This is a genomic window from Mumia zhuanghuii (assembly GCF_042681565.1).
GTDB lineage: Bacteria > Actinomycetota > Actinomycetes > Propionibacteriales > Nocardioidaceae > Mumia.
Genome location: NZ_JBHUFT010000008.1, coordinates 1389050 through 1412162, shown reverse-complemented (window position 1 = coordinate 1412162; position 23113 = coordinate 1389050). Strand labels below are relative to the sequence as shown.

The following is a 23113-nucleotide window of genomic DNA, read 5'->3' as shown; positions in this document are numbered from 1 at the left end:
GAGAGGCGATGTCCGGCGGCGACTGGAAGGACATGTTCGGCGCGGCGTGCAAGGGCGACGTCGAGCTGGTCTGCTATCACCTCGACCAAGGCGTGGACGTCGACTACGCCCACCCGGAGTTCCCGTCGACGGCGCTCGTCGCGAGCATCCTGGCCGGGCAGGAGGAGAGCGCAACCGTCCTGCTCGACCACGGTGCCGACCCGCTCCTCGAGTCCGAGCTCGACGAGCAGACCCCCGTACAGGCTGCGCGTCACATGCGCATGGCCGCGCTCGAGGCACGGCTCCGCGACCTCGGCGCCCGAGCCTGAGCACTACCACTGCCCGACCCGCCTCCACAGTGAGGCCCACTGGTCGGGCGTGAGCTCCCTCGGCAGCGCTCCGCGCGCGACCTCCGCGTCCCGCAGCGCGTGCCGGACCTCACCCGAACGTGCCCCGCCCGCCCGTACGAGGATCTGCTCCAGACCGGAGCCACGGCCGGTGAAGACCGCCTTGACGAAGCGCTCGTACGGGGCGCGCTCGGTTTCCGGGACGAGCGGCCGTTCTCGGCGGTCGACGGCGAGGATCCCGCCGTCGACGCTCGGCATCGGCGTGAAGTGGCGAGCCGGGACGCGCTGGTGCAGCCCGAACGCGAACCACGGCGCGCTCTGCGCCGACATCATCGTGCTCCCGCCGACGCCGGCCCGCTTCCGCGCGACCTCCCACTGGGTCAGCAGGACGGCGTGCCGCCAGCCGGGCGAGCGGAGCAGGCGCCGCAGGATCGGTGTGGTGAGGTGGAACGGGACGTTGCCGACGACCACGGGACGATCGAGCCTGACGTCGAGCGCGTCGGCGTGACGGACCGTGACCGACGGAAGCCGCGACCGGAGCCGATCGACGCGGCGTCGGTCGAGGTCGACCGCGGCCAGGTCACGGCCGAGGCGCGCGAGCGGGTACGTGAGAGCGCCGTCGCCGCAGCCGATCTCGAGGATCGGCCCGTCGGTGGCACGGACGAGCGCGACGATCCGCTCGATCGTCGGACGGTGGTGGAGGAAGTTCTGGCCGAGCTCGTGCCGGCCGCCAAGAGGGGTGCGTGATCGCAAGGGAGCGCTCCAACCGGAGGAGAGGAGCACCCGGACGCGGGGGTCGTTCGACGCGCTGCCGGGTGCGGGGGCATCCGGAAGACGGCGCGGAAGGTGAGAAGAAGGTCGCGCCGTCAGGCTCGGCGGGGGCGCACCACGAGGGTCGCCACGCGAGCCAGCGCGGGAGTCGTACTCATGGACGTCACCGTACGCAGCGCCGCGACGGCCGTCATCCGGTTTTCGGTCAGCGCCGAAGGCCGGACTCGATCGCGAAGACGACGAGCTGCGCCCGGTCTCGCGCGTGGAGCTTGACCATCGCGCGGCTCACGTGCGTACGGACCGTGTCGGGACTGACCACGAGCGCGTCGGCGATCTCCTGGTTGGAACGGCCCGTCGCGACCCAGCCGAGGATCTCGCGCTCCCTCTCTGTGAGGTCGTCCAGCCGCGGGTGCGGGCGCGCCGCGGCGGACGAGCCGCTGAACCGCTCGATCACGGTGCGCGTCACCGACGGGGCGAGCAGCGAGCCGCCGGCCGCCACGACGCGGATGCCGTCGAGCAGCGCCGTCGGCTCGGCGTCCTTGAGCAGGAAGCCGCTTGCTCCGTGGCGCAGCGCCTCGAAGACGTACTCGTCGAGCTCGAACGTCGTCAGCATCACGATGCGGACGCCGTCGAGCGTGGCGTCACTGTTCACGTCGGCGAGCAGCGCGAGGCCGTCGAGGACCGGCATCCGGATGTCGCACAGCACGACGTCGGGCGTCGTCCGGCGGATCAGCGCGAGCCCCTCGCGACCGTCGGCAGCTGCACCCACGAGCTCGAGGTCGTCCTCGGTCTCGATGAGGGTCGCCAACCCCATCCGGACGAGCGGCTGGTCGTCGACCAGCGCCACCCTGATCACCGCTGCTCCGGGAGCGTCGCGCGGACACGGAAGCCCGTGCCTTCCACCGGCCCGACCTCGAGCACGCCGCCGACCTCACCGACCCGTGCCCGCATGCCCAAGATGCCCATGCCCTCATCCTGGCCGGAGGTCGGGCCACCACGCCCGTCGTCGCTGACGGCGACCACCAGCTCTCCGTCGGCCCGGACGAGCGAGAGCACGGCCCGCGTGGCACTCGCATGCCGCAGGACGTTCGTCAGCGCTTCTTGCGCGACCGCGTACACGACCTCGCCGAGACGATCGTCGACATCGCCCACGTCACCGGTCCGGACGACCTCCAGCCCACCCGCGCGCACCCGGTCGAGCAGCGCGTCGAGGTCGCCGATCCCCCGTACGGGTCGGCGCGCGGCCTCCGCGCCCGACATCCGCCCAAGCTCGGCGCGCAACGCGTCCAGCGACTCGCGGCTCGTCGCCCGGATCGCCTCGATGCTCTCGCGAGCCTTGGCCGGGTCGCGGTCGAGCACGTGCAGCGCGACACCGGCCTGCATCGCGATCACCGCGAGGCCATGGCCGACGCCGTCGTGCAGGTCCTGCGCCATCCGCAGCTGCTCCTCGGTCGCCGCACGCGCGCTGCGGTCGGCGCGCGACGCCTCAAGCTGGCTCACGGCGGTGGCGACGGCACCCGCCGCGGCGACCACGGCCAGCAGCCCGATCGCTTGCCAGACCTCCTGAGGACGGTCGGCGCCGGTGACGAGCATCCGGGCGAGCAGGGAGCTCGCGGCGACGAGGGCGGCGCCGGCGGCCCACGGCACCCACCTCCACGACGTCGCCCGCAGCGCGACCACGAACGTCACGGTCGGAAGAGCCAAGAAGATAGGCCCGTCCGCGAAGCCCGCGCCGAAGTAGACGGCCGTGCAGACGCCGCTGGCCACGACGGCGACCTCAGGTCGCCACGGAAGCACAGTAGGAAGGACGGCGAGCACCGCGATGATCACGGCGCCCAGCACCTCGCCGTGACCAGGGTCCACGTCGCGGTTGGCCGCGAACGTGCCGAGCAGCACGACGACCACCATCGCCCACCAACCGTGGGCGTTCGCTAGGACGCTGCGCCGGTCGCTCACGGGCCGAGGATAGACCGCGGCGAGCCCTACGGCGTACGGCCACGCGAGGCTTCGGCGTACGCAGATCCGCGTACGGAGGAGCCGCGTCAGGGCGGACGCTTTCCGCGCCCCAGGCGACGACCGTAGGGGGCATGGACGATCTGGTGGTACAGACAGACGGGCTGACCAAGAGGTACGGCGACCGACTCGCCGTGGACTCGGTCAGCATGACCGTACGACGGGGCGAGGTCTACGGATTCCTCGGCCCGAACGGGGCCGGCAAGACGACGACCCTGCGGATGATGCTCGGACTGATCCGGCCCACGGCTGGAGAGGCGAGCGTCCTCGGACGCCCTGCGGGACGTCCTGACGTGACCGCACGGGTCGGTGCGCTCGTGGAGGGGCCGGGATTCTTCCCGTACCTGTCCGGGCGGGACAACCTGCGGACGATGGCCCGCTACCGGGGCCTCGGCGACGATGCCGTCGACGCTGCGCTCGCGCGTGTCGATCTGACCGACCGCGCGGATGACAAGTTCAAGGCGTACTCGCTCGGCATGAAGCAGCGGCTCGGTGTGGCCTCCGCGCTCATGGGCGACCCGGAGCTGATCGTGCTCGACGAGCCCACCAACGGCCTCGACCCGGCCGGGATGGCCGACATGCGGGCTCTCGTGGTGTCGCTCGCGCGCGGCGGCCAGACCGTGCTGCTCTCCAGCCACCTCCTCGCCGAGGTCCAGGAGATCTGCGACCGCGTCGGCGTCATCAACGACGGTCGGCTCCTGCGCGAGGCGCGGGTCGACGAGCTGCGCGGTGACGCGACGCTACGGGTCCGCGCGACCCCGGAGGACGCGGCCATCGCGGTCGCGATGCGCGTCGCGGGCGAGGACGCCGCACGCCGCACGCCGCACGGGCTCGAGCTCGCGCTGACGGCGGCCGCTGCCCCCGCACTCGTCCGCGACCTTGTCGCGGCTGGTGTCGACGTCCACGAGGTGTCCCCCACCGAACGCAGCCTCGAGGAGGTCTTCTTCGAGATGACCACCGAGGCACCGACCACGAAGGAGAAGGTGGCATGACCACGCTGATCGACAACCCGATGACGCGCAGCACCCGGGCGGAGCTGTTGCGGCTCCGCAAGTGGCCGGCCGTGTGGGTGCTGGTGGCCGTCTGGGTCGCCCTGGCCCTGGTCTTCGGCTATCTGTTCCCGTACCTGTCGTACCGGACGGGCGACCTCAGCTTCGCCGGCGACGGCGACACCCGCGCGCAGCTGCTCGTCGAGATGCTCCCTGCGGCGCTGCCGACGGTGCTCGTCCAGGGGCTGCCGATGTTCGGCGGTGCGCTGGCGCTGGTGCTCGGCGCGATCGTGGCCGGCAACGGCTACGGCTGGGGGACGTGGAAGACGGTCTTCACCCAGGGGCCGTCGCGCCCCGCCACGGTCGGAGGCTCGCTCGTCGCGCTCACCGCCGCAGTCCTCGGCAGCCTCGCGCTGACGCTCGTGCTGTTCACCGGGGTCTCGCTCCTCGTTGCCGGTACGGAGTCGCAGGCAGTCACCTGGCCGTCGGTTGGCGCGCTGCTCGAGTCCTTCGGCGGCGGATTCCTGGTGCTCGAGATGTGGGCGCTGCTCGGCTATGCGCTCGGCACCGTGGCGCGGGGGCCCGCGCTGGCGGTCGGGTTCGGACTGGTGTGGGCCCTGGTCGTCGAGAACCTGCTCCGTGGGGTGGGCGCGCTGCTCGGCCCGGTCGAGGCGGTGACGGAGGTCCTGCCCGGGACGGCCGGCGGCTCGCTGGTCGGCGCCATCGTCGACGTCTCGTCCAACCCGAACGAGACTCCCGGCATCCTCGAGGTCCTCACCGGCGGCCAGGCGCTCGCGACGGTGGCGGCGTACTGCATCGGGCTCGTGGTGCTGGTGCTCGTCGTAGTCCGGCGACGGGACGTGGCCTGACAGCTCCTCGCTCGCGAGCGCGGTAGGACATCTGTCCTGCCGCGTTCGCGACATCGTCCTCTGCGGTGAGGGGGTCCTCGGTGCCTAGGGTCGAAGACACCGAACCGAAGGAGCGCCGATGTCTACCGTCAGCACACCCCGCACCAGACCCACCGCCGCCCGCGTGCCGTGGACCGTCGACCTCGTCATCGTCGCCGCTGCGACCGTGTGCGCCATGATCGCCTGGACGTTCGCGTCGAAGGTTGCCGGCGTCGAGCTCACTGTCGAGGCCGGCGACGGGGTGCAGGAGGTCGGCGTTGCGGCGGTGGCCGCGTCCGCAGCGGCCGGAGCCTTGCTCGGGCTGCTGATCCTGCGGCTCCTCGAGCGACTCACGGCTCGGGCACTGCCGATCTGGACAGCGCTCGTGATCGTCGGGACGCTCCTCTCGGCCGTCGGCCCGACGGCCGCCCGGTCACCGGCGGCAACGGGGGCACTCCTCTCCCTGCACGCGGTCGTCGCGGTGGTCGTCCTCGTCGCTGCGCACCGTTCGCGGCGGCTGCGGTGAGCGCAAGCCGCGGGGCCACGGAGAGCCCGCCGGGCGTACGGTGAGCACCGTGTCGCGTCTCGCGCGAGTCCTCCCTAGGCATGCCGCCGTGCTGGTGTGGGTGCCGGTGCTCCTCGCGGCACCGGCACTTGAGGTCCGCTCCGGACCGGGCCCGGTGGTGCTCGCGCTGGGCCTGGTCGCCCTCGCCGCCACGAGCTGCGTCGTCGCGGTCCTGAAGAGCTGGCCGTGCTCGAGCACCGTCTCGACGGCCGCCTGGGTCGTGCTGACAGTCTCGGTCGGGATCGGCTCATTGGCCTACGACGGGTGGCCTCCGGCGTGGCTGCTCGTCGCGATGACGGCAGGGGTCACCTTCCGACCGGCCGTGGCTCTCGGCGCGATCACCCTCGCGGTCGTGCTCGCGACCTCAACGCTCGCGCGCGGCGGCGCCAGTGTCGAGGACGTGTACTCGCAAGCGTTCGTCGTCGCCCTCGCCGGAGCCGCGGCCGCGACGTTCAGCCACCTGGTGGCGACCGCCGATGCACTGCGTCGTACCCGGGCGCAGCTCGTCGTCGCGGCCGTCGCCGACGAGCGCGAGCGGTTCTCCCGCGACCTTCACGACGTGCTTGGGCACACCCTCTCCGTCATGGTGGTGAAGGCGCAGGCAGTCCGGCGACTGGTCCCCACCGACCCCGACGCCGCTGCAGTCCACGCCGCCGACATCGAGCAGATCGGGCGGACCGCGTTGACGCATGTGCGTGAGACCGTCCACGCAGTCCGAACGCTGACTCTCACCGAGCAGCTCGAGGCAGCGCATGACGCGCTGACCGCCGCCGGCATCCGTGCCGACGTGCACACGCCGACGTCGTCGGTCGACCCCGCGGTGGGCACTCCGCTCGCATGGGCGCTGCGCGAAGGAGTGACGAACGTGCTCCGCCACTCCAGCGCCAGCACGTGCAGGATCGACCTCGTACGTCGTGGGACGTCGTTCGAGCTCCGCGTCTGCGACGACGGCGTCGGGACGCCGCCACCGGAGCACGAGGGACGGATCGGTGGCCTCGACGGCCTTCGGTCCCGCCTCGTCGCCGCCGGCGGCGAGCTGGAGGTCGCGCCCGGCCCCGACGGGTTCTCGCTCACCGCACGTGTGCCGGCAGCACTGGACGCGGCGCCGGAGCGATCGCGGTGATCCGCCTGCTGCTGGCCGAGGACCAGACGATGATGCGCGGCGCCCTCGCGGTGCTCCTCGGGCTCGAACCCGATCTCGAGGTCGTCGACCAGGTGGCTGACGGCCGCGACGTGCTCCCCCACGCGCTCCGCTCTCGACCGGATGTCGCGCTGCTCGACATCGAGCTGCCGGGGCGCAGCGGTCTCGACGCCGCCGAGGACCTCGCTCGCGAGTTGCCCGCGTGCCGCGTCCTGATCGTGACGACGTTCGCGCGGCCGGGCTACGTCCAGCGTGCGATGGCGGCCGGCGCGAGCGGCTTCGTCGTCAAGGACGATCCCGCGGAGCACCTCGCCGCGACCGTCCGCCACGTCGCGGGCGGCGGCACCGCCATCGACGCAACACTCGCCCGTCGCGCCTTGCGCGAAGCCGCCTCGCCTCTGACCGACCGCGAACGAAGCGTGCTCACCACCGCCGAGGACGGGGCGACGATCGCGGACATCGCCGAGCGGATGCACCTCTCGAAGAGCACGGTCCGCAACTATCTGTCCAGCGCGATCGGCAAGACGGGGACGCGCAACAAGGTCGAGGCAGCGCATCTCGCCCGACGCAACGGCTGGCTCTGACCGCGGCGCCTAGGACGTCGCCTCGGGCTTGGCCCAGGAGGTGCGGCCGTCGCCGGTGATGGGGATCTCGGGTCCCTGCATGACGTCAGGACGGAGTGTCGCCTCGCCGAGGCCCCGTACGCGGGCGAGCAGCTCGCGTGCGCTGACCCGCAGGCGGTTGGCGTCGCCGACGCCGAGCCCTCGTACGTCCATCCCGGCGGCGCTTGCGAGATCCACGGCGCGCGCGATGTGGAAGTCCTGCGTCACGACGACGGCCGTCTCGACACGGAAGACCTCGCGGGCGCGGCGCATCGTGTGCCACGTGCTGCGGCCGGCGTAGTCGGTGAACACGTCCTCGGGCGGCACCCCTGCACGGAGGACGGCATCGCGCATCGCGTCGGGCTCGTTGTACGCGTGCGTCCGGTTGTCGCCGGAGACGAGGACCTTGTCGACCGTCCCCGCGCGATAGAGCGCGACCGCCGCGTCGACGCGCTGCTGGACGACCGCGCCGAGCCTGCCGTCGGGGAGCACCCACGACCCGGGGACGATCGCGACCTGGGCGTGCGGCAGGTCGTCGGGGTCGTCGGTGACCCGGTCGTCGGTCCGCTTCACCACGACGGCGTTCGCGGCAGCGACCGCGAGGACCCCCGACAGCGCGGCGGTCCCGGCGACGATGATCAGGCGGTGGCGCAGGCGACTCATGCCGGTGAGCGTAGGCGACGCGGTCAACCTGCACAGGATCTTCACACCTTCTCGGCACCACCTGCGCAGCCGCGAACTTACGCTCAGGACATGGGCACACCGGCAGCACGGATCCTCGTCGTCGAGGACGAGCGTGTCATCAACCAGTCGGTCGTCGACCGCCTCGTCGCCGAGGGGTTCGAGGTCCGTCAGGAGTACGACGGCCCGAGCGCCGTCGCCACCGCCGCCCAGTGGCCACCGGACCTGGTCGTCCTCGACGTGATGCTGCCCGGATTCGACGGCCACGAGGTGTGCCGCCGCGTGCAGGCCGAGCGCCCCGTACCGGTCCTCATGCTCACCGCCCGCGACGACGAGACGGACGTCCTCGTCGGGCTCGGGGTCGGAGCGGACGACTACCTCACCAAGCCGTTCAGCATGCGCGAGCTCGTCGCGAGGGTGCGGGCGCTCCTGCGGCGGGTCGAGCGCGCGGCCGCGCTGACGGTCGCTGCGCCCGAGGCGCTCTCGCTCGGTGCGCTCGAGGTCGACCGTGCACGTCGCCAGGTCCGGCTCGACGGCACGCTCGTCCACCTCACCCCGACCGAGTTCGACCTGCTGGTCTGCCTTGCGACCGAGCCCGGCACGGTCCTCACCCGCGAGCAGCTGCTGGACGAGGTCTGGGACTGGCGCGACGCCGCCGGCACCCGTACGGTCGACAGCCACATCCGATCGCTGCGCGGCAAGATCGGCGCCGAGGCCGTACGCACCGTGCACGGGGTCGGGTACGCCCTCGAGGTGACGCCATGAGGCCGCTCGACCGACTCGGTTCGATCAAGACGAAGCTCGGGGTCCTCGTCGCGGTGACCGTCGCCGTCGCCGCCGTGCTCCCCCTCGCCGGGTCGCGTCTCGGCCTCGACCCGCTCCTGACGGTGCCCGCCACGGTCGCCGTCGCGCTCCTCGTCACGCAGCTCCTCGCCCGCGGCATGACGTCGCCGCTGCGCGAGATGACGGCGGCGGCACGGACGATGGCGACCGGCGACTACTCCCGCCGGGTGACCGCATCCTCGCGCGACGAGGTCGGCGAGCTCGCCCGCGCCTTCAACACGATGGCCGCCGACCTCGAAGCCGTCGACCGCCAGCGCCGCGACCTCGTCGCGAACGTCTCCCACGAGCTGCGCACTCCGGTCACGGCGCTGCGGGCGCTCCTGGAGAACCTCGCCGACGGCGTCGTCGATCCCGACCCCGAGCAGCTCCGTACGGCGCTCGAGCAGACCGAACGGCTCAGTCACCTCGTCTCCGACCTGCTCGACCTGTCCCGCGTCGATGCCGGGATCAGCGCACTCGACGCGCAACCGATCGAGGTACGACCGTTCCTCGACGACGCCGTCCGCGAAGCGGCGCTCACCGGGCAGCCGGTGCGCTTCGCGGTGTCGGTCGAGCCGTCCGACCTCGTCGTACGCGCCGACCGCGCCCGGCTCCACCAGCTCGTCGCCAACCTGCTCGACAACGCCGCACGCCACAGCCCCGACCAGGGCGCCGTGCACGTCCAGGCGCGGCCCGGCGAGCGCGGCATGGTGCTCGAGGTCTCTGACGAAGGACCCGGCATCGACCCCACCCAACGGACGGCCGTCTTCGAGCGCTTCACGACCGGCACCGGCGCCGGCCAGCACGACGGCGGCACCGGCCTCGGCCTCGCGATCGCCCGCTGGGTCACCGACCTGCACGGCGGCTCGATCGAGGTCGCCGACACCACGACCGGATGCCGGATCCGCGCCTGCCTCCCCGAGAACCTCCCGGAAGGAACACCCGCGTGAGCTCTGCCTACCCTGCGTACCCCGTTCCGCCAGCGTCCCCGAAGCCCGAGCCCCTGCTCGACGCCCTCTTCGGCCAGCTGTGGCCCGAGCCGTCGGTACCTGCACGGCCCCGGCTTGTCGTCGCTGCCGCCGCCGTCGGCGCGCTGGCCGCCCTGGTGCTGCCGTTCCGCGACCTCGGGATCGGCACGTTCCTCGTCTTCGTCGGCGTCTGTGGTGTCGTCGCCGTCGCCGACGAGCGGTTCCGCCGCCCGTACCACCTGGTGTCGGCCACGCTGAGCGTCCTCCTGCTGACGCCGCTGTTCCTGCTCGCGGCGGAGTGGGTGAGCATCTTGTGCCTGCTCGCGGCGTTCGCGGTCGGCGCGACGGCGCTGGCGGGGGGCCGCTCGGTCCCCGGGATGGCCGCCTCGATGGCCGCGGTCCCGCTCGCGGCGGTACGGGGGCTCCCCTGGCTGGGCAGGTCGCTCACCGTCGCGCCCGGTTCGCGCACGTGGGCCCCGATCGTCCGTACGGTCGTGCTGTCGGCCATCGCCGTCGTGGTCTTCGGCGCGCTCTTCGCGTCCGCCGACGCGGTCTTCGCCCGCTGGGCGGACGCGCTCGTGCCCGACCTGACCCTCGACGACATGCCCGTTCGCGCCTTCACCGGCCTGGCACTCGGGGGCCTGACGCTGGCCGGCGTCTACGTCGCGCTCAACCCGCCGCGTGTCGAGCGCCTGGCGGTTCCGGTCGGCTCCCCGGTGGTGCGACGCTTCGAGTGGCTGGTGCCGGTGTCGCTGGTCGTCGGGCTGTTCGCCGTCTTCGTCGTCGCGCAGCTCACCGTGATGTTCGGCGGTCACGACTACCTGCGACGGACGACCGGACTCACGTACGCCGAGTACGTGCACCAGGGCTTCGCCCAGCTCACGATCGCGACGCTCCTCACCCTCGCGGTGGTCGCGCTCGCGGCACGGAAGGCCCCGCGCGTGACGGCCCGCGACCGGCTGCTCCTGCGCATGGTGCTGGGCGCGCTGTGCCTGCTGACGCTGGTCGTCGTGGCCTCTGCGCTGCACCGGATGAGCGTGTACGAGGAGGCGTACGGCTTCACCCAGCTCCGGCTCCTCGTGTCATTCTTCGAAGGGTGGCTCGGCGTCGTGGTCCTGCTCGTCCTCGTCGCGGGGATCAGGCTTTCGGGGCGGTGGGTCCCCCGCGCCGCCCTGCTCACCGGGGCGGCCGCGCTCCTCGCGATGGCGGCGCTCAACCCGGACGCGTACATCGCCGAGCGCAACCTCGACCGGTACGAGGCCACCGGCAAGATCGACTGGTACTACCTGTCCGACCTCTCCGCCGATGCCACGCCGGTCCTCGCGGACCTGCCGGCCGACCTGCGCGGGTGCGTCTGGGTGGACGCCGCCCGTACGGGCGACTGGTTGGAGTGGAACCTCGGCCGTGCCCGTGCCCACGAGGCGGCACCCGGTGGCCTCGCCGGCGGACGCGACTGCGAGGGCTCGCCAAAGGGGTGAGGGGATCGCCTCGCCGGTCGACAAGGCCAGCCCGCCGGCGGCATCCGTCAGGCGCGTCGCCATCGTTGACGTCGCCACGTCGTGCGCGAAACAACACGAGCCCCTAGGCTCCGTTACCAATCAGTAACGTCCTCGCAAAACTGCCGTGAAGACGTTGCAGCCCGCGCACCCGGGGGACCCTTCAGCGGGCACTGCCCGCTGCGCCACGCCTCGCTACCGCGAGTGACCGCAGTCGGATTCTCGTCACGTCGCCACGCTCTCGTCGGCGTCGTGCACCCACCGATACAGGAGTCACTCGTGAAGCAGCTGCGCAGACCCCTCATGACCGCGGCCTTGTCCGCGCTCGTCCTCTTCGGCGTCCAGGCGCCCGCCTCGGCGGCCGAGGACACCCCGGTCGTCTCCCGGGGCATCACCATCCCGACGTTCTACAACCCGCCCACGTCCTTGCCGTCCGCCAACGGCGCCCTGATCCGGAGCGAGCCGCTCACGCTCGGCCTGAGCCTGCCCGGCCTCAGCGGTCCGCTCCCGGGGACGGCGACCCGGATGATGTACAAGTCGACCGACTCGAACGGCCAGCCCGTCGCGGTGACCGGCGCCTACATCGAGCCTGCCGCACGGTGGACCGGCAGCGGTCCGCGCCCGCTCGTCGTGCTGGCGCCCGGCACCATGGGCCAAGGCGATCAGTGCGCGGCGTCGCTCGCGCTCGAGAACGCGCTCGCGCTCAACCTGACCGAGGGCACGGTGTCGGTCGGTTACGAGAACCTCGCCACGTACCGCCTCCTCGCCAAGGGCATCGCGGTCGCCGTCACCGACTACGTCGGGCTCGGGGCGACCGACCGGCTGCACACCTACGTGAACCGTGTCGACGAGGGCCACGCCGTGCTCGACGCCGTACGGGCGACGCGCTCGCTGACCGGGACCTCGGTCACCGCCTCCTCCCCCGTCGGCCTGTACGGCTACAGCCAGGGCGGCGGCGCGACCGCGTCGGCGGCCGAGCTCCAGCCGACGTACGCACCGGACGTCACGCTCGCCGGCGTGTACGCGGGCGCTCCGCCGGCTGATCTCGTGAAGGTCCTCCCTGGCATCGATGGCAGCGCGCTCGCCGCGGCCGCCGGATGGACGGTGAACGGGCTCGCCCAAGCCAAGCCTGCCCTCCAGCCGATCATCGACAGCTACATCAACGACGCTGGCCGCGCGGCGCTCGCCGACGTCTCGACGATGTGCGTCGGCGACGGCATCCTCGGCTACCCCTTTGCCAAGACCAAGAGCTGGACCAAGCAGGGCATCTCGCTCGGCGACGTCATCGCCCGCGAGCCCGCGGTGAAGGCGGCGGTCGACGCGCAGCGCATCGGTCGGATCAAGCCGTCCACGCCCGTGCGCGTCGCCACCGGCGTCGCCGACGACACCGTCCCGCACGGTCAGGCCCGTCAGCTCGCGGTGGACTGGTGCGCCAAGGGCGCCAACGTCACGTACGAGCCGATCTACCTGCCCAACCTCGGTGACAAGATCGTGCTCACGAACCACTTCCTGCCGCTCATCGAGGACCAGGGGTCGGCGATCGGCTGGCTCACGGACCGACTCGAAGGCCGGCGGGCGTACTCCAACTGCTGGAAGCTGCCGCTGATGCTGTGAGGTGACGCGCCGGAAGGCGATCTGGCGCCGTCGGTGGCAGACTCGCCGCATGCCCACCGTCCTCGTCACCGGCGCCGGTGGTCCTGCAGGGTCCTCGCTCGGTCGTCAGCTCGCCGACCGTGCTCGCGACGGGCGTACGTTGCGCACGATCGGTGTCGACCTCGACTCTCTCGACGGAGGACCGTTCACCGACATCGCCACGGTCGCCGCCGCGGCCGACCCCGCGTACGCCCCGTCGATGCGTGCGGTCGTTGAGCGCTTCCGCCCCGACCTCGTGATCCCCACGGTTCAGGACGAGCTCCCGCAGGCGGCCGTCCTCGCGGACGTGATCGCGGAGGCGGCCGCGCCACGCGCCTCGGTGGTGATCGCGAGTGCTCGCGCCTCCGGCCTCGCCGCGGACAAGCTCCTCACGATGTGGACGCTCGCGAGCGCCGGTGTCCCGGTGCCCGTCCACACGGCAGCCTCCGAGCTGCCGGACGCGGCCGGCGCGCTCGCGTGGGCCGGCGGACCGGTCGTGGTCAAGCCTCGGGTGTCGCGCGGCGGGCGCGGCGTCTCGGTCGTGGAGAAGCCCGAGGACCTCGACTGGTCGGCCACCGATGCCTCATGGATCGTGCAGGGCTTCGTCGACGGACCCGAGTACGCCCCGCAGGTCTACCGCTCACCACGCACCGGGCTTACGACCGTCGTGGTCCTCGAGAAGACGGTGCTCAAGGAGGGCCGCGTCGGCAACGCGGCCGACGCCGTACGCCTGCCGGACAGCGCCGTCCCCGATGTCACCCAGATCGCTGCCGCGACCGTCGAGGCGCTCGACCTCGTCGGTCCGGTCGACATGGACGTGCGTCGGGACACGGCCGGCGCGCCGTACGTGCTGGAGGTCAACGGCCGGTTCGGCGCCCTGTCCGCGCACGCACCCGAGCTGCTCGACCTAGTCCTCGACGAGTGGCTCGGCCCCAAGCCGTGAGTGCCTTCCTCGGTGCGCTCGCGACCGTGGTGAGCGTGACCGTGCTCGTGGCAGGTCTCCTCCGGCTGCTCTTCGTGCCGTTCTCGCTGCTGTTCGAGGTGCGTCACCGCGGCCCCGACGACACGAGACCTGTCGACGTCGGCACGATCTTCACCGAGCCGCCGTTCGTGAGCGTGGTCGTGCCCGCCTACAACGAGGGCGTCGTCCTCGAGAACTGCCTGCGCTCGATCGCGAACAGCGCCTACGACCGGTACGAGGTGATCTGCGTCGACGACGGGTCCACCGACGACACGTACGCGGTCGCGCAGGCGGTCGCCGACGAGCTAGGGCCGGTCACGGCGCTCACCCAGGCCAACGCCGGCAAGGGCGCGGCGCTCAACACCGGGATCGCGCACGCTCGTGGCTCGGTGCTGATGCTCGTCGACGCCGACGGCCTCTTCGGGCCGCACACGATCACGCGCATGCTGCAGGCGTTCCGGCAGGAGGACGTCGGCGCGGTCTGCGGCAACGACCGTCCCGTGAACCTCGACCGCGTGCAGACCCGGTTCCTGGCGCTGATCAGTCATCTCGGCACGGGCCTCATGCGCCGCGCGATGCACGAGCTCGGATGCCTGCCGATCGTGTCGGGCAACATCGGGGCCTTCCGCCGTGACGTGCTCGACGTGGTCGGAGCCGTCCGCGAGGACACCGTCGGCGAGGACCTCGAGCTCACGTGGCGCGTGTACGGCGTGGGTTACCGCGTCGCGTTCGCCCCGCACGCTCTGCTCTACGCCGAGTCGCCGTCGACCCCGCGCGCGCTGTGGCGGCAGCGGGTGCGGTGGGCCCGGGGTCTGCTCCAGGTGACCCGACGGCACCGGCGCATGGTCGGCAACCTGAGGTACGGGGCGTTCGGCGCCTTCCTCGTGTTCAACACCGTCACGCAGATCGTCGTCCCCTTCCTCCAGGTGCTCGCCGTGCTCGTGATCGCCTCGCTCGCGGCGGCCGGCGACGTCCCCGCGCTCCCCGCGAACCTGTGGACGGCCCTGGTCCTCGTCGGCCTCCCGATCTCCGTCGTCCTGCTCCTCCTCGCGGTCGCGCTCGACCGGGCTCCCCGGGACCTGCGCTACGTGTGGACGCTGCTGGCCTGGCCCGTCTATTCAGGTGTGATGAGCCTCGTGATGGTGCGCGCAGTCTGGCTCGAGCTGAAGGGAGCCGAGAACCGATGGAACAAGCTCGACCGCACCGGGACGGTGTCGGTGGACGGCCTGGTCGACGACTCCGGGGCATCGTCCTGATCGGCACGCTCGCCGTCGCCGCGGCAGTGGGTGCCGTGCTGCTGCCCGACAATCCGTCTCCGGAGGACGACGGCCCGCTCCCGACCCTGCGCCCGAGCCCTGCCCCTAGGGAGGTCCGGTCGCTGAGCGTCGACTTCGGCAGGGTCATCGACCCCGAGACCGACTGGGACGCCGTCTCCGAGCAGCTCGCCGACGCTCACGCGACGACGGTGAACCTCGGCGCCGGACGGGTCGAGTTCACCGCGTTCGACTGGTCGGAGCACCCGGACGCTGCCGCCGAGCCCGGCACCGACCACCTCGCGGTCGCGGCACGGATGCTGCGCGAGGCGCCGGACGGGAGCCCCCGCCAGATCAACCTCATCGTCGACGCCTTCGTCCCGGAGTGGATCAAGGAGGACCCGAGGGTCGCCGGGACGGGCGTGCGTGGGAGGCGTTCCACCCATGGCGCCTCGGCAACGCAGCTCGCGACCGGCGAGGTCGGCGACCGCCTGGTCGCGTACGTCGCCGCGCTGGGCGAGCGCTACGACCCCGCCGCGATCGAGGTCACCGAGCTGTTCTTCAGCGCCTACACCTACGGCGACGAGGACCTCGCCCTCTACCGCGAGATGTCCGCGGAGGCGGACTGGCCGCGCACCGAGGATGGCGCCATCGACACCGAGTCGCCGCTGATCGGCAGGTGGCGCTCGGAGGTGATCGCCGGACTGCTGGGCCGGATGCGTACGGCCCTCGACGCCGTGCGGGACGGCGAGGGCCGGCAGATCGGGCTGACGATGGACGTGGGGGTCGACTGGGAGGACCCGGCGTCCGGTCGACCGAAGAGCGGGCAGGACTACCGGATCCTGCTGTCCTCCGTCCGCGACCTGCGCCTACAGCTGTGGGCATACATCGGCATCCCGCTCCGCCCGCCGGCCGACATCGAGCAGGTCACGGCCGCGCTGCGAGACGGCGGGTACGACATGACTCGGTTCCTGGTCTCGGTCGGTCTGTGGGGCGACCGGTCGACGGGCAAGGCGCGCCGGATCACGACGACCGCGCTCGACAGCGCCGTACGGAGTGCTGCCACGAACGGGATCACCAATGTCAACGTCACCCCGTACTCGTTGATGACCGCGGGCGACTGGGATGTCCTCCGGTCCGCGTGGGCCGATACGACTACGTCGACGGGGGCAGCGTCGCCTGTGGATCCGGATCAGCGCTGACTGCCGGCGCCTCGCGGGCGTCGGGAAGATCGACCGTGACCGTCGTCCCCTCCCGCGGTGTGCTGCGGATCGCCATCGTCCCGCCGTGCGCGGTGACGATCGCGTCGACGATCGAAAGGCCCAGGCCGAGGCCACGGACCCGCTGCTGCTGCGCCGTACGGGTCCGGAAGAAGCGCTTGGTGACCCGCTCGAGCTCGTCGGCGGTCATGCCGGCACCGTCGTCGGCGACCACGAGCTCTGCTCCCCGGCCACCGTCACCGGCGGCGGTCGCGTGGACGGAGACACGGACCGTCCCCCCGCGCGCGGAGAACTTCACCGCGTTCGCGACGAGGTTCTCGACGACCTGTCCGAGTCGTTCGGGGTCGGTCACGAGAGACACCCCCTCCGGTGCGTCGACCGTCACGGTCACGCCGGCCGTGTCGGCGGTGGGCATCAGATTCGCGACCGATCGTCGGACCGTCTCCGTAGCGTCGAGAGGACGGGCGTCGAGGGCGAAGGTCCCCGCCACGACCTGCACGCTGAGGAGAAGGTCCTCGACCAGCCGGAGCAGCCTCTGAGCGTTGCGTTCGACCACGTCGAGCGAGTGGTTCTGCGCGACGGTGAGCGCGCCCTCGTCGGACCGCAGCAGCTCGACGTACCCCATGATCGACGCCAGCGGCGTCCGCAGCTCGTGGCTGACGAGCCCGATGAACTCGTCCTGGAGGCGCTCGGCCTCCTTCCGCTGGGTCAGGTCGGTCGCGACGAAGAGGTATCCGTCCGCCTCAGCGTCGTCGAGCAACGACCGGCGCGTGACCGTCACCTCGACCGGCAGGGACGAACCGTCGAGGCGCACCAACGTCCACTCCCGGTGCTCCGGACGCCCCACGCCGGCCTCCCCGACGAGGCCCTGGAGGAGGTCGACAGCCGTGCTCCCCAGCCCGCGAGCCGCGGCAGCACCGCGGAGGCCCTCGGGGTCGAAGAAGTCGGTGACCGACGATCCGGTCAGCACTGCGTCGGTGCCGCCCAGGAGCACACGAGCACCTGGGCTGTTGATCATGATCGTCCCGACCTCGTCCGTCCCGACGATGAGCTGCTCGGTGGCGGCCTCGACCACACTCGCCAGCAGGTCGCGTGACTGCTCGAGCCGAGCGGAGAGCGCCTGCAGCCGGTCGCGGCTCCCTTCGAGCGAGTGCATCGTCGCGACCTGCTGCCGACGCAGCGACTCGAGCGTCGCCGCCTGCTCGCGCAGCCGCTGCGTGACGGCGGACGCACCGGTGCCGACCAGGAACGCGCACGTGGTCACCACGATCGCCCGGGTCGGCGCCGACGGGGAGACGTCGGGACGGACCGACAGGAACGCCGGGAGCATGGTCACGACCCCGGCCCCGGCGGTCCCGAGCGCGAGCCCCAGGTAGCCAGGCTGGAGTGCGAGGTTGATGACCGGCAGGAAGAGCATGCTCGAGAAGTAGCTCGCGGCCTCCCCGGAGCCGTACGCGAGTCCGCCCAGGGCCGCGATCTGCGCGAGGGGTAGCGCGTATTGCCACCAGTGCGGCCACCGCTCCCACGCGCCGAACAGGGCGACCAGCTGCACGACGATGACGATGCTCACGGCGACGACCGTCGACCGCGGGTGCGGGATCGTCCCTCGAACGACCTCCACCGCGACGACGATCCCGAACACGCCCGTGAACGGGAGTTCGCGAAGTCCGACCATCTCGGGGTCGAACTGGCTGCCGAAGACCCGGGTCAGCCGACGCAGCCGTGACCTCGGGCGAGCCTGCGTCGTCACGCGTGCTCTCTCACGGAATCGGCCTCCGCCGTCGCCACGACCTCCGGGGCCGCCACCAGCTCCGCCGCGCGCACCGTCTCGAGGGGCTCGACGTCACGCGCCGGGCTGAAGCGCGACCAGTAGCGCGCCGTCGCCCTCACCAGCTCGGGCTGCACGTAGTCGCGATGACGTTGCGACGCGTACGCGGCGAGCATCCTCAGTTTGGTCTCCACGTAGCCCTCGACGTCGATGAAGCGGTTGGGGCGGAACTCCACGGTGCTCGACGGGCTCTGGTAGCACCACAGGCCAGGGACCCGCCGCGCGGCGACCTGCACGGCCTCGTGGACCGCACGGTGGTCCTGGTGCCGGTCTCGCGCGCTGTGCGTGTAGACGCGGTCCGGCTGCACCTCGGCGACGACCTCCTCGATCGCCGTGATGACCCCGTCGGCCGGGTCGAGATAGGTGTCCTGGAAGTCCAGGTGCACCAGACGTGCGCCGACGACCGCGGCCGCGGCGAGCGCCTCCTCGTGACGCACCGCCGCCTCGCCCCCGATCGCGCCGCCCGAGAGCGTCATGATCACCAGCTGGTCGCCAGCGGCCGCGTGTGCCGCGAGCGTCGCGCCGATCCCGATCTCGACGTCGTCGGGGTGCGCGCCGACCGCCAGCACGACCGAACGGGACCGCGAGCGGACCAGCTTCGCCTCCTGCGCGAGCTGGGTCGCCCGGGCCGCGAGGTCCGTGGGCGCGATCGGCTTGACCAGGAACTCGTCGGCGTCGCTGCGCAGGGCCTCGACCGCGTACGAGACGACCCCGTGCGCGGTGAGGATCACGACCGGGACACCGGGGGCGAGCATCCGCACCTGGGGAAGGATGTCCAGCCCCGAACGTCCGGGAAGCTCGATGTCGCTCACGATCACGTCGAAACGGTCGACGGCGAGGACCGTGAGCGCCTCCTCCGCGTCGGAGGCGATGGCGACCTCCATGTCCGCGAAGCGCTCGAGCGCGATCCGGGCGAAGTTGGCCGCGTCCGGATCGTCCTCGATCACCAATGCCCGGAGCTTCTGGACGTCCACGATCTCCCCCTCAACCGACTCGATTGGCAGCAACCTATATCCGCGGGGTCGGACGAGCGAGGCGGAAACGACGTCAGGACGGGTGCGAGCACCTCAGCCGATCGCCGCCACCGTGGGAGGTGGGAGGTCCACCCGAGCCCGGTCGGTGCCGGTGGTGAGCGGGTACGAGAGGTGCTGGTGGACCAGCAGCCACTTCCCGTCTCGCCGCCGGAAGACGCGTGTCCCGCGCGACCAGGTCGTGACGCTGTCCCCCTCCGCCTGCGGGACCTCGACGCGGTCGAGCCCCCACGCCACGGCGACGTCGTCGCGGACGACGATCTCGGGGTCGACCACCGTGAAGTCGACCTTCTCCTGCGTCGCCTCCAGCCCCCGACGGCAGTTCTCACGGACGGCGTCGACGTCGGGGAGCACGTGCGGCTCCTCGTACTCGTACGACGCCACGTCCCTCGCGATGTCGGCCATCAGGCCGTCGAGGTTCTTGGCGGCGGTGTCGTCGTGCCAGCGTCGCAGCACCGCCGCGATGTCAGCCTCGCCGGCGCGGTCGCGCCGGTCACGGTCGTCGGCGAACGAGTGGTGCTCGTGCGCGATGCGCCACCGTCCCTCGACCCGGCGCAGGCCGAGGGTGAGGCGCAGCCGCTGGTCGGGGTGCTCGTCGTGGGCCCCCGTCGAGCGGCAGACGACGAGCCCGTGCGCGAACGCGACGTCGTCTCCCGCCGTGATCTCCAGGGACTCGAGGGCGAACTGTCCGTCGCCGCGCTGCCAGGCGAGGAACGCAGGCCACGAGTCGCGGTACGCCTGCATGCCGCGGTTGCCCTCGTACGGCGGAGGGACGTCGTACATCACGACGTCGTCGGTGTGGTCGGCGAGCACGGCGTCGAGGTCGGTCCCACGGTCGACGGCGTCGATCCAGCGGGTCACCAGGGTGCGGATGTCGGATTCGTGGTCCATCGCGGAGCCTCCGGTCTGAGAGTGTGCTGTCGTGGAAGGAACCTCGCAGAGCGACGAAACTCATCGCGACGACCACGAGGACGACCTCGCGAGCGCTCGCGCCGGCGACGAGGACGCCTTCGCGCGCCTCGTCACGCCGTACCGCCGCGAGCTGCGCCTCCACTGCTACCGGATGCTCGGCTCGACCGCGGACGCGGCGGACGCGGAGCAGGAGACGCTGGTCCGCGCGTGGCAGGGCCTCGCACGCTTCGACGGCCGGCACCTGCGGGCCTGGCTCTACCGCATCGCCACCAATCGCTGCCTGACGCTGAGCGAACGACGCGGCCGCCGCGAGCTCCCCGTCGCTCTCGGCGCAGGCGCGACCGAGGTCGCGTGGCTCGAGCCGCTGCCCGGAAGCTGGCTCGAGGCATCCCCCGAGGATCAGACGGTCGACCGCGAGACCGTACGCCTTGCGTTCGTCGCCGCGCTGCAGCACCTCCCGGCGTCGCAGCGCGCCGTCCTCCTGCTGCGCGAGGTGCTCGCGTTCCGCGCAGCCGAGGTCGCCGGCATCCTCGACCTCACCGTCGCCGCGGTGAACAGCCTGCTGCAGCGGGCGCGCGCCGCAGTCGCGGACGGGCTGCCACCGGCACCAGCGTCGTACGACGGAGGGCTCGACGCACTGGCCGACCGCTACGCCCGTGCGTGGGAGGAGGGCGACGTCGACCAGATCGTGGCGCTGCTCGCCGACGACGTCCGCTACTCGATGCCGCCGCTCCCCCGTTGGTACGCAGGTCTTGCCGACGTCACCGCGTTCCTGCGCAGCGGCCCGGTGCGGGAGTCCTGGCGGTTCCTGCCGACGACCGCGAACGGGCAGCTCGCGTTCGGGACGTATATGCGCGACGCCGAGCGCGGGGAGTTCCGACCGGGCGGGCTGGACGTCCTCACGGTCGAGGACGGACGAGTCACCGAGGTGGTCGCCTTCCTCGAGGCGGACTTCACCGCGTTCGGGCTGCCGGTGTCGCTCCCCGTGCAGCGGTGACGCCTCAGCCGGTGCCGCGGAGGTAGGTCAGGACGGCCGACACGCGCCGGTCGCTCGCAGGGTCCAGGTCGAGCTTGGCGAAGATGCTGCCCACATGCTTGCGGACGGCGGCCTCACTCACGAACAGCGCCTCGGCGATCGAGCCGTTCGTCCGCCCCTCGGCCATCAGCGACAGCACCTCCCGCTCGCGCGCGGTGAGTGCGGACAGAGGCCCGTCGTCGCGACGACGTGCGAGCAGCTGCCGGACGACGTCGGGGTCGACGACCATCCCGCCGTCGGCGACCGTCCCGAGGTCGCGGAGGAACTCGGCGACGTGCCCGACGCGGTCCTTGAGGAGATAGCCGACCCCGCCCCCGTCGGTGGACTCGAGAAGCGTCGGGAGGTAGGCGTCCGCGACGTACTGTGACAAGACGAGGAGAGCCACGTCGGGATGGGTCTCGCGGATCGTCGCCGCTGCTCGCAGCCCCTCGTCGGAGTGGTCCGGCGGCATCCGCACGTCGGTGATCACGACGTCGGGCGGCTCACGGCGCACGTACGCGACGAGCGCGTCACCATCCTCGACGGCCGCGATCACGCGGTGCCCCGCGCGCTCGAGGATGCCGACCATGCCCTCGCGCAGCAGCGCCGAGTCCTCGGCGAGGACGATCGTCAGGGCTCGATCTGGCACGGGCACTCCATCCGCAGCCGGGTCGGTCCTCCGACGGGACTCGACACCTCCAGGGTGCCACCCAGCGCGTCGAGCCGAGTCACGAGACCAGCGAGCCCGCTCCCCGGCTCGACCGTGGCTCCGCCGACACCGTCGTCGGTGACCGTCAGGACGAGCCGGTCGTCACGGACCCACGCGACCACCGCACCGTTGCGGGCACCGGCGTGCTTGACGACGTTGGTGAGGCCCTCGCTCGCGACGAAGTAGGCCGCAGCCTCGATCGGCGAGGGCAGGCGAGCATCCAGGCTGATCTCGACCGACACGGGGATCGGCGTACGGTCCGCCACCTCACGGACGGCCGCGGCGATCCCGTGGTCGACCAGCACCCGCGGGTGGATGCCACGGACCGCGCTGCGCAGATCGGCCAGCGCCTCCTCCGCTTCGTGGTGCGCCTGCTTCACGAGGTCGAGCCCCTCCCCTGGAGGGACGTCCATCTCGGCCCGACCCAGGGTCATCGTCAGCGCCACGAGACGCTGCTGCACCCCGTCGTGCAGGTCGCGCTCGATGCGGCGCCGCTCGGTCTCGAAGGCGTCGACGAGGTTGATCCGCGAGCGGCGCAGCTCGGCGACGTGCGCCGCCAGCCTCTCCTCCGTGGGGCTGAGAAGGAGGCGGGCGAGCGCGGCCTGGCCGGCTGCTGCCGCGGTGAGGAGGTACGCGCTGATGACGAGGGCGATCGGCGTGGCCACGAGCGCGAACGGCAGCGCCTCCACCGTGCTGTCGAAGGTCCACCCGAACACCATGACCTGGTCGTACGCAGCACCCAACGGCGACAGGGCGAGTCCGCCGACGAAGGTGGCGACGAACGAGACGAGCACCGCGTCGACGATCCACAGGACGACGGCGAGGAGGATCGCGTAGCCGAGCTCGCGCCACGACCCCGGCTCCTTGCGGACCTGTCGCAGGCGCGCGAGCAGCGTGAGCCCCGTGAGGTCGGGGTGAGGGCTGAGCAGGGCGGGCTCCCCCGGCGACTGCATGAGTCGCAGGCGACGCCTCTCGATCGCCCCCACCGCGACACCGAGCGCAGGGATCGTGGCGAGCACGAACACTCCGATGACGAGGATGCTGGTCACGACGCCGACGGCGACGACGACGAGGAACACGGCGAGGACCAGGACGCCGACGAGCGCCGACGACGCCAGGTAGGCGAGCGAGCGCCATGGCCACGCCGAGAAGAGGAACCGCGCGGGGTTCCCCGTCAGCGACGACCAGACCGTGCCCGAGCGACTCACCTCTCGAGCGTAGAGGGCGGCGGACGCGGGGACAGTCGACGGTGCGCGAGTCAAGAAGTAGCGCGCACGCTACCTCGATGGGG

At 72.0% G+C, this 23113-nt stretch carries 23 protein-coding genes; 14 read left to right on the top strand and 9 right to left on the bottom strand.

The window, feature by feature from the left end; genetic code table 11:
* The first annotated feature begins 8 nt into the window (after window positions 1-8).
* Window positions 9-308, top strand: a complete 300-nt coding sequence (locus ACFSDF_RS15280) for an ankyrin repeat domain-containing protein (RefSeq protein WP_167004349.1) — start codon at window positions 9-11, stop codon at window positions 306-308.
* Between the two features lie 3 nt (window positions 309-311).
* Here the strand turns inward: ACFSDF_RS15280 and erm are convergent, their stop codons facing one another.
* From erm to ACFSDF_RS15265, 3 genes are all read right to left on the bottom strand, one after another.
* A complete protein-coding gene (gene erm, locus ACFSDF_RS15275; protein ID WP_167004352.1) occupies window positions 312-1079 on the bottom strand; it encodes a 23S ribosomal RNA methyltransferase Erm in 768 nt (255 codons plus the stop codon).
* A gap of 223 nt (window positions 1080-1302) precedes the next feature.
* Window positions 1303-1953 carry a response regulator gene (locus ACFSDF_RS15270; RefSeq protein WP_167004355.1) on the bottom strand — a complete coding sequence of 217 codons (651 nt, stop codon included), beginning with the start codon at window positions 1951-1953 and terminating at the stop codon, window positions 1303-1305.
* Complete coding sequence (locus tag ACFSDF_RS15265; RefSeq protein ID WP_167004358.1) at window positions 1950-3053, bottom strand: sensor histidine kinase; 1104 nt, start codon at window positions 3051-3053, stop codon at window positions 1950-1952. The genes ACFSDF_RS15270 and ACFSDF_RS15265 overlap by 4 nt, the downstream gene beginning before the upstream one ends.
* A 131-nt stretch (window positions 3054-3184) precedes the next feature.
* Here ACFSDF_RS15265 and ACFSDF_RS15260 point away from each other — a divergent pair, with 131 nt between their 5' ends.
* The 5 genes from ACFSDF_RS15260 (at window position 3185) to ACFSDF_RS15240 (ending at window position 7276) form a co-directional block, all read left to right on the top strand.
* The gene (locus ACFSDF_RS15260) at window positions 3185-4102 is read left to right on the top strand and encodes an ABC transporter ATP-binding protein (RefSeq protein WP_167004361.1); all 918 of its coding nucleotides are present in this window, start codon (window positions 3185-3187) and stop codon (window positions 4100-4102) included.
* On the top strand, window positions 4099-4968 hold the full coding sequence (locus ACFSDF_RS15255) for an ABC transporter permease (protein ID WP_377158093.1): 870 nt from the start codon (window positions 4099-4101) through the stop codon (window positions 4966-4968). Before ACFSDF_RS15260 ends, ACFSDF_RS15255 begins: the two co-directional genes overlap by 4 nt.
* A 118-nt stretch (window positions 4969-5086) precedes the next feature.
* Window positions 5087-5512: a DUF6069 family protein gene (locus ACFSDF_RS15250; RefSeq protein WP_167004366.1), complete on the top strand. Its 426-nt coding sequence runs from the start codon at window positions 5087-5089 to the stop codon at window positions 5510-5512.
* A gap of 49 nt (window positions 5513-5561) precedes the next feature.
* Window positions 5562-6674: a sensor histidine kinase gene (locus ACFSDF_RS15245; RefSeq protein WP_377158092.1), complete on the top strand. Its 1113-nt coding sequence runs from the start codon at window positions 5562-5564 to the stop codon at window positions 6672-6674.
* On the top strand, window positions 6671-7276 hold the full coding sequence (locus ACFSDF_RS15240) for a response regulator (RefSeq protein ID WP_377158091.1): 606 nt from the start codon (window positions 6671-6673) through the stop codon (window positions 7274-7276). The genes ACFSDF_RS15245 and ACFSDF_RS15240 overlap by 4 nt, the downstream gene beginning before the upstream one ends.
* Window positions 7277-7285: 9 nt before the next feature.
* Here the strand turns inward: ACFSDF_RS15240 and ACFSDF_RS15235 are convergent, their stop codons facing one another.
* The gene (locus ACFSDF_RS15235) at window positions 7286-7957 is read right to left on the bottom strand and encodes a SanA/YdcF family protein (RefSeq protein ID WP_167004372.1); all 672 of its coding nucleotides are present in this window, start codon (window positions 7955-7957) and stop codon (window positions 7286-7288) included.
* Between the two features lie 90 nt (window positions 7958-8047).
* On the opposite strand from ACFSDF_RS15235, the gene ACFSDF_RS15230 reads away from it, so the two are divergent.
* The 7 genes from ACFSDF_RS15230 to ACFSDF_RS15200 all read left to right on the top strand — a co-directional run bounded on the left by ACFSDF_RS15230 (window position 8048) and on the right by ACFSDF_RS15200 (window position 16309).
* Window positions 8048-8740 (top strand): response regulator transcription factor, encoded by a 693-nt coding sequence (locus tag ACFSDF_RS15230; RefSeq protein WP_377158089.1) that lies wholly within the window; start codon window positions 8048-8050, stop codon window positions 8738-8740.
* On the top strand, window positions 8737-9747 hold the full coding sequence (locus ACFSDF_RS15225; protein ID WP_167004378.1) for a HAMP domain-containing sensor histidine kinase: 1011 nt from the start codon (window positions 8737-8739) through the stop codon (window positions 9745-9747). The genes ACFSDF_RS15230 and ACFSDF_RS15225 overlap by 4 nt, the downstream gene beginning before the upstream one ends.
* Window positions 9744-11243, top strand: a complete 1500-nt coding sequence (locus ACFSDF_RS15220) for a DUF4153 domain-containing protein (protein WP_167004381.1) — start codon at window positions 9744-9746, stop codon at window positions 11241-11243. Before ACFSDF_RS15225 ends, ACFSDF_RS15220 begins: the two co-directional genes overlap by 4 nt.
* A 321-nt stretch (window positions 11244-11564) precedes the next feature.
* Window positions 11565-12875 (top strand): lipase family protein, encoded by a 1311-nt coding sequence (locus ACFSDF_RS15215; RefSeq protein WP_167004996.1) that lies wholly within the window; start codon window positions 11565-11567, stop codon window positions 12873-12875.
* 49 nt (window positions 12876-12924) lie between these two features.
* A complete protein-coding gene (locus ACFSDF_RS15210) occupies window positions 12925-13836 on the top strand; it encodes an ATP-grasp domain-containing protein (RefSeq protein ID WP_377158086.1) in 912 nt (303 codons plus the stop codon).
* Window positions 13837-13871: 35 nt separating this feature from the next.
* A complete protein-coding gene (locus ACFSDF_RS15205) occupies window positions 13872-15110 on the top strand; it encodes a glycosyltransferase family 2 protein (RefSeq protein WP_243845072.1) in 1239 nt (412 codons plus the stop codon).
* Window positions 15038-16309 (top strand): hypothetical protein, encoded by a 1272-nt coding sequence (locus tag ACFSDF_RS15200; RefSeq protein ID WP_167250050.1) that lies wholly within the window; start codon window positions 15038-15040, stop codon window positions 16307-16309. Before ACFSDF_RS15205 ends, ACFSDF_RS15200 begins: the two co-directional genes overlap by 73 nt.
* On the opposite strand, the gene ACFSDF_RS15195 is transcribed toward ACFSDF_RS15200, so the two are convergent.
* The 3 genes from ACFSDF_RS15195 to ACFSDF_RS15185 form a co-directional block, all read right to left on the bottom strand.
* Window positions 16263-18077 (bottom strand): sensor histidine kinase, encoded by a 1815-nt coding sequence (locus ACFSDF_RS15195; RefSeq protein WP_167004391.1) that lies wholly within the window; start codon window positions 18075-18077, stop codon window positions 16263-16265. The genes ACFSDF_RS15200 and ACFSDF_RS15195 overlap by 47 nt on opposite strands.
* Window positions 18074-19129: a PIG-L family deacetylase gene (locus ACFSDF_RS15190; protein ID WP_167004394.1), complete on the bottom strand. Its 1056-nt coding sequence runs from the start codon at window positions 19127-19129 to the stop codon at window positions 18074-18076. Before ACFSDF_RS15190 ends, ACFSDF_RS15195 begins: the two co-directional genes overlap by 4 nt.
* 93 nt (window positions 19130-19222) lie before the next feature.
* The gene (locus tag ACFSDF_RS15185; RefSeq protein WP_167250048.1) at window positions 19223-20077 is read right to left on the bottom strand and encodes a YybH family protein; all 855 of its coding nucleotides are present in this window, start codon (window positions 20075-20077) and stop codon (window positions 19223-19225) included.
* Between the two features lie 31 nt (window positions 20078-20108).
* Here ACFSDF_RS15185 and ACFSDF_RS15180 point away from each other — a divergent pair, with 31 nt between their 5' ends.
* Window positions 20109-21095: a sigma-70 family RNA polymerase sigma factor gene (locus tag ACFSDF_RS15180; RefSeq protein WP_377158083.1), complete on the top strand. Its 987-nt coding sequence runs from the start codon at window positions 20109-20111 to the stop codon at window positions 21093-21095.
* 4 nt (window positions 21096-21099) lie between these two features.
* Here the strand turns inward: ACFSDF_RS15180 and ACFSDF_RS15175 are convergent, their stop codons facing one another.
* Both ACFSDF_RS15175 and ACFSDF_RS15170 read right to left on the bottom strand, forming a co-directional pair.
* Window positions 21100-21762, bottom strand: a complete 663-nt coding sequence (locus ACFSDF_RS15175) for a response regulator transcription factor (protein ID WP_167004417.1) — start codon at window positions 21760-21762, stop codon at window positions 21100-21102.
* Window positions 21744-23030, bottom strand: coding sequence for a sensor histidine kinase (locus tag ACFSDF_RS15170; protein ID WP_377158081.1), 1287 nt, complete (start codon window positions 23028-23030; stop codon window positions 21744-21746). Before ACFSDF_RS15170 ends, ACFSDF_RS15175 begins: the two co-directional genes overlap by 19 nt.
* Window positions 23031-23113: the final 83 nt, after the last annotated feature.

Coding starts and splice junctions, on each gene's coding strand:
- ACFSDF_RS15235 (WP_167004372.1), bottom strand. CDS start 7,957: ATGAGTCGCCTGCGCCACCGCCTGATCATCGTCGCCGGGACCGCCGCG.
- ACFSDF_RS15200 (WP_167250050.1), top strand. CDS start 15,038: ATGGAACAAGCTCGACCGCACCGGGACGGTGTCGGTGGACGGCCTGGT.
- ACFSDF_RS15225 (WP_167004378.1), top strand. CDS start 8,737: ATGAGGCCGCTCGACCGACTCGGTTCGATCAAGACGAAGCTCGGGGTC.
- ACFSDF_RS15185 (WP_167250048.1), bottom strand. CDS start 20,077: ATGGACCACGAATCCGACATCCGCACCCTGGTGACCCGCTGGATCGAC.
- ACFSDF_RS15210 (WP_377158086.1), top strand. CDS start 12,925: ATGCCCACCGTCCTCGTCACCGGCGCCGGTGGTCCTGCAGGGTCCTCG.
- ACFSDF_RS15260 (WP_167004361.1), top strand. CDS start 3,185: ATGGACGATCTGGTGGTACAGACAGACGGGCTGACCAAGAGGTACGGC.
- ACFSDF_RS15215 (WP_167004996.1), top strand. CDS start 11,565: ATGACCGCGGCCTTGTCCGCGCTCGTCCTCTTCGGCGTCCAGGCGCCC.
- ACFSDF_RS15280 (WP_167004349.1), top strand. CDS start 9: ATGTCCGGCGGCGACTGGAAGGACATGTTCGGCGCGGCGTGCAAGGGC.
- ACFSDF_RS15230 (WP_377158089.1), top strand. CDS start 8,048: ATGGGCACACCGGCAGCACGGATCCTCGTCGTCGAGGACGAGCGTGTC.
- ACFSDF_RS15255 (WP_377158093.1), top strand. CDS start 4,099: ATGACCACGCTGATCGACAACCCGATGACGCGCAGCACCCGGGCGGAG.
- ACFSDF_RS15250 (WP_167004366.1), top strand. CDS start 5,087: ATGTCTACCGTCAGCACACCCCGCACCAGACCCACCGCCGCCCGCGTG.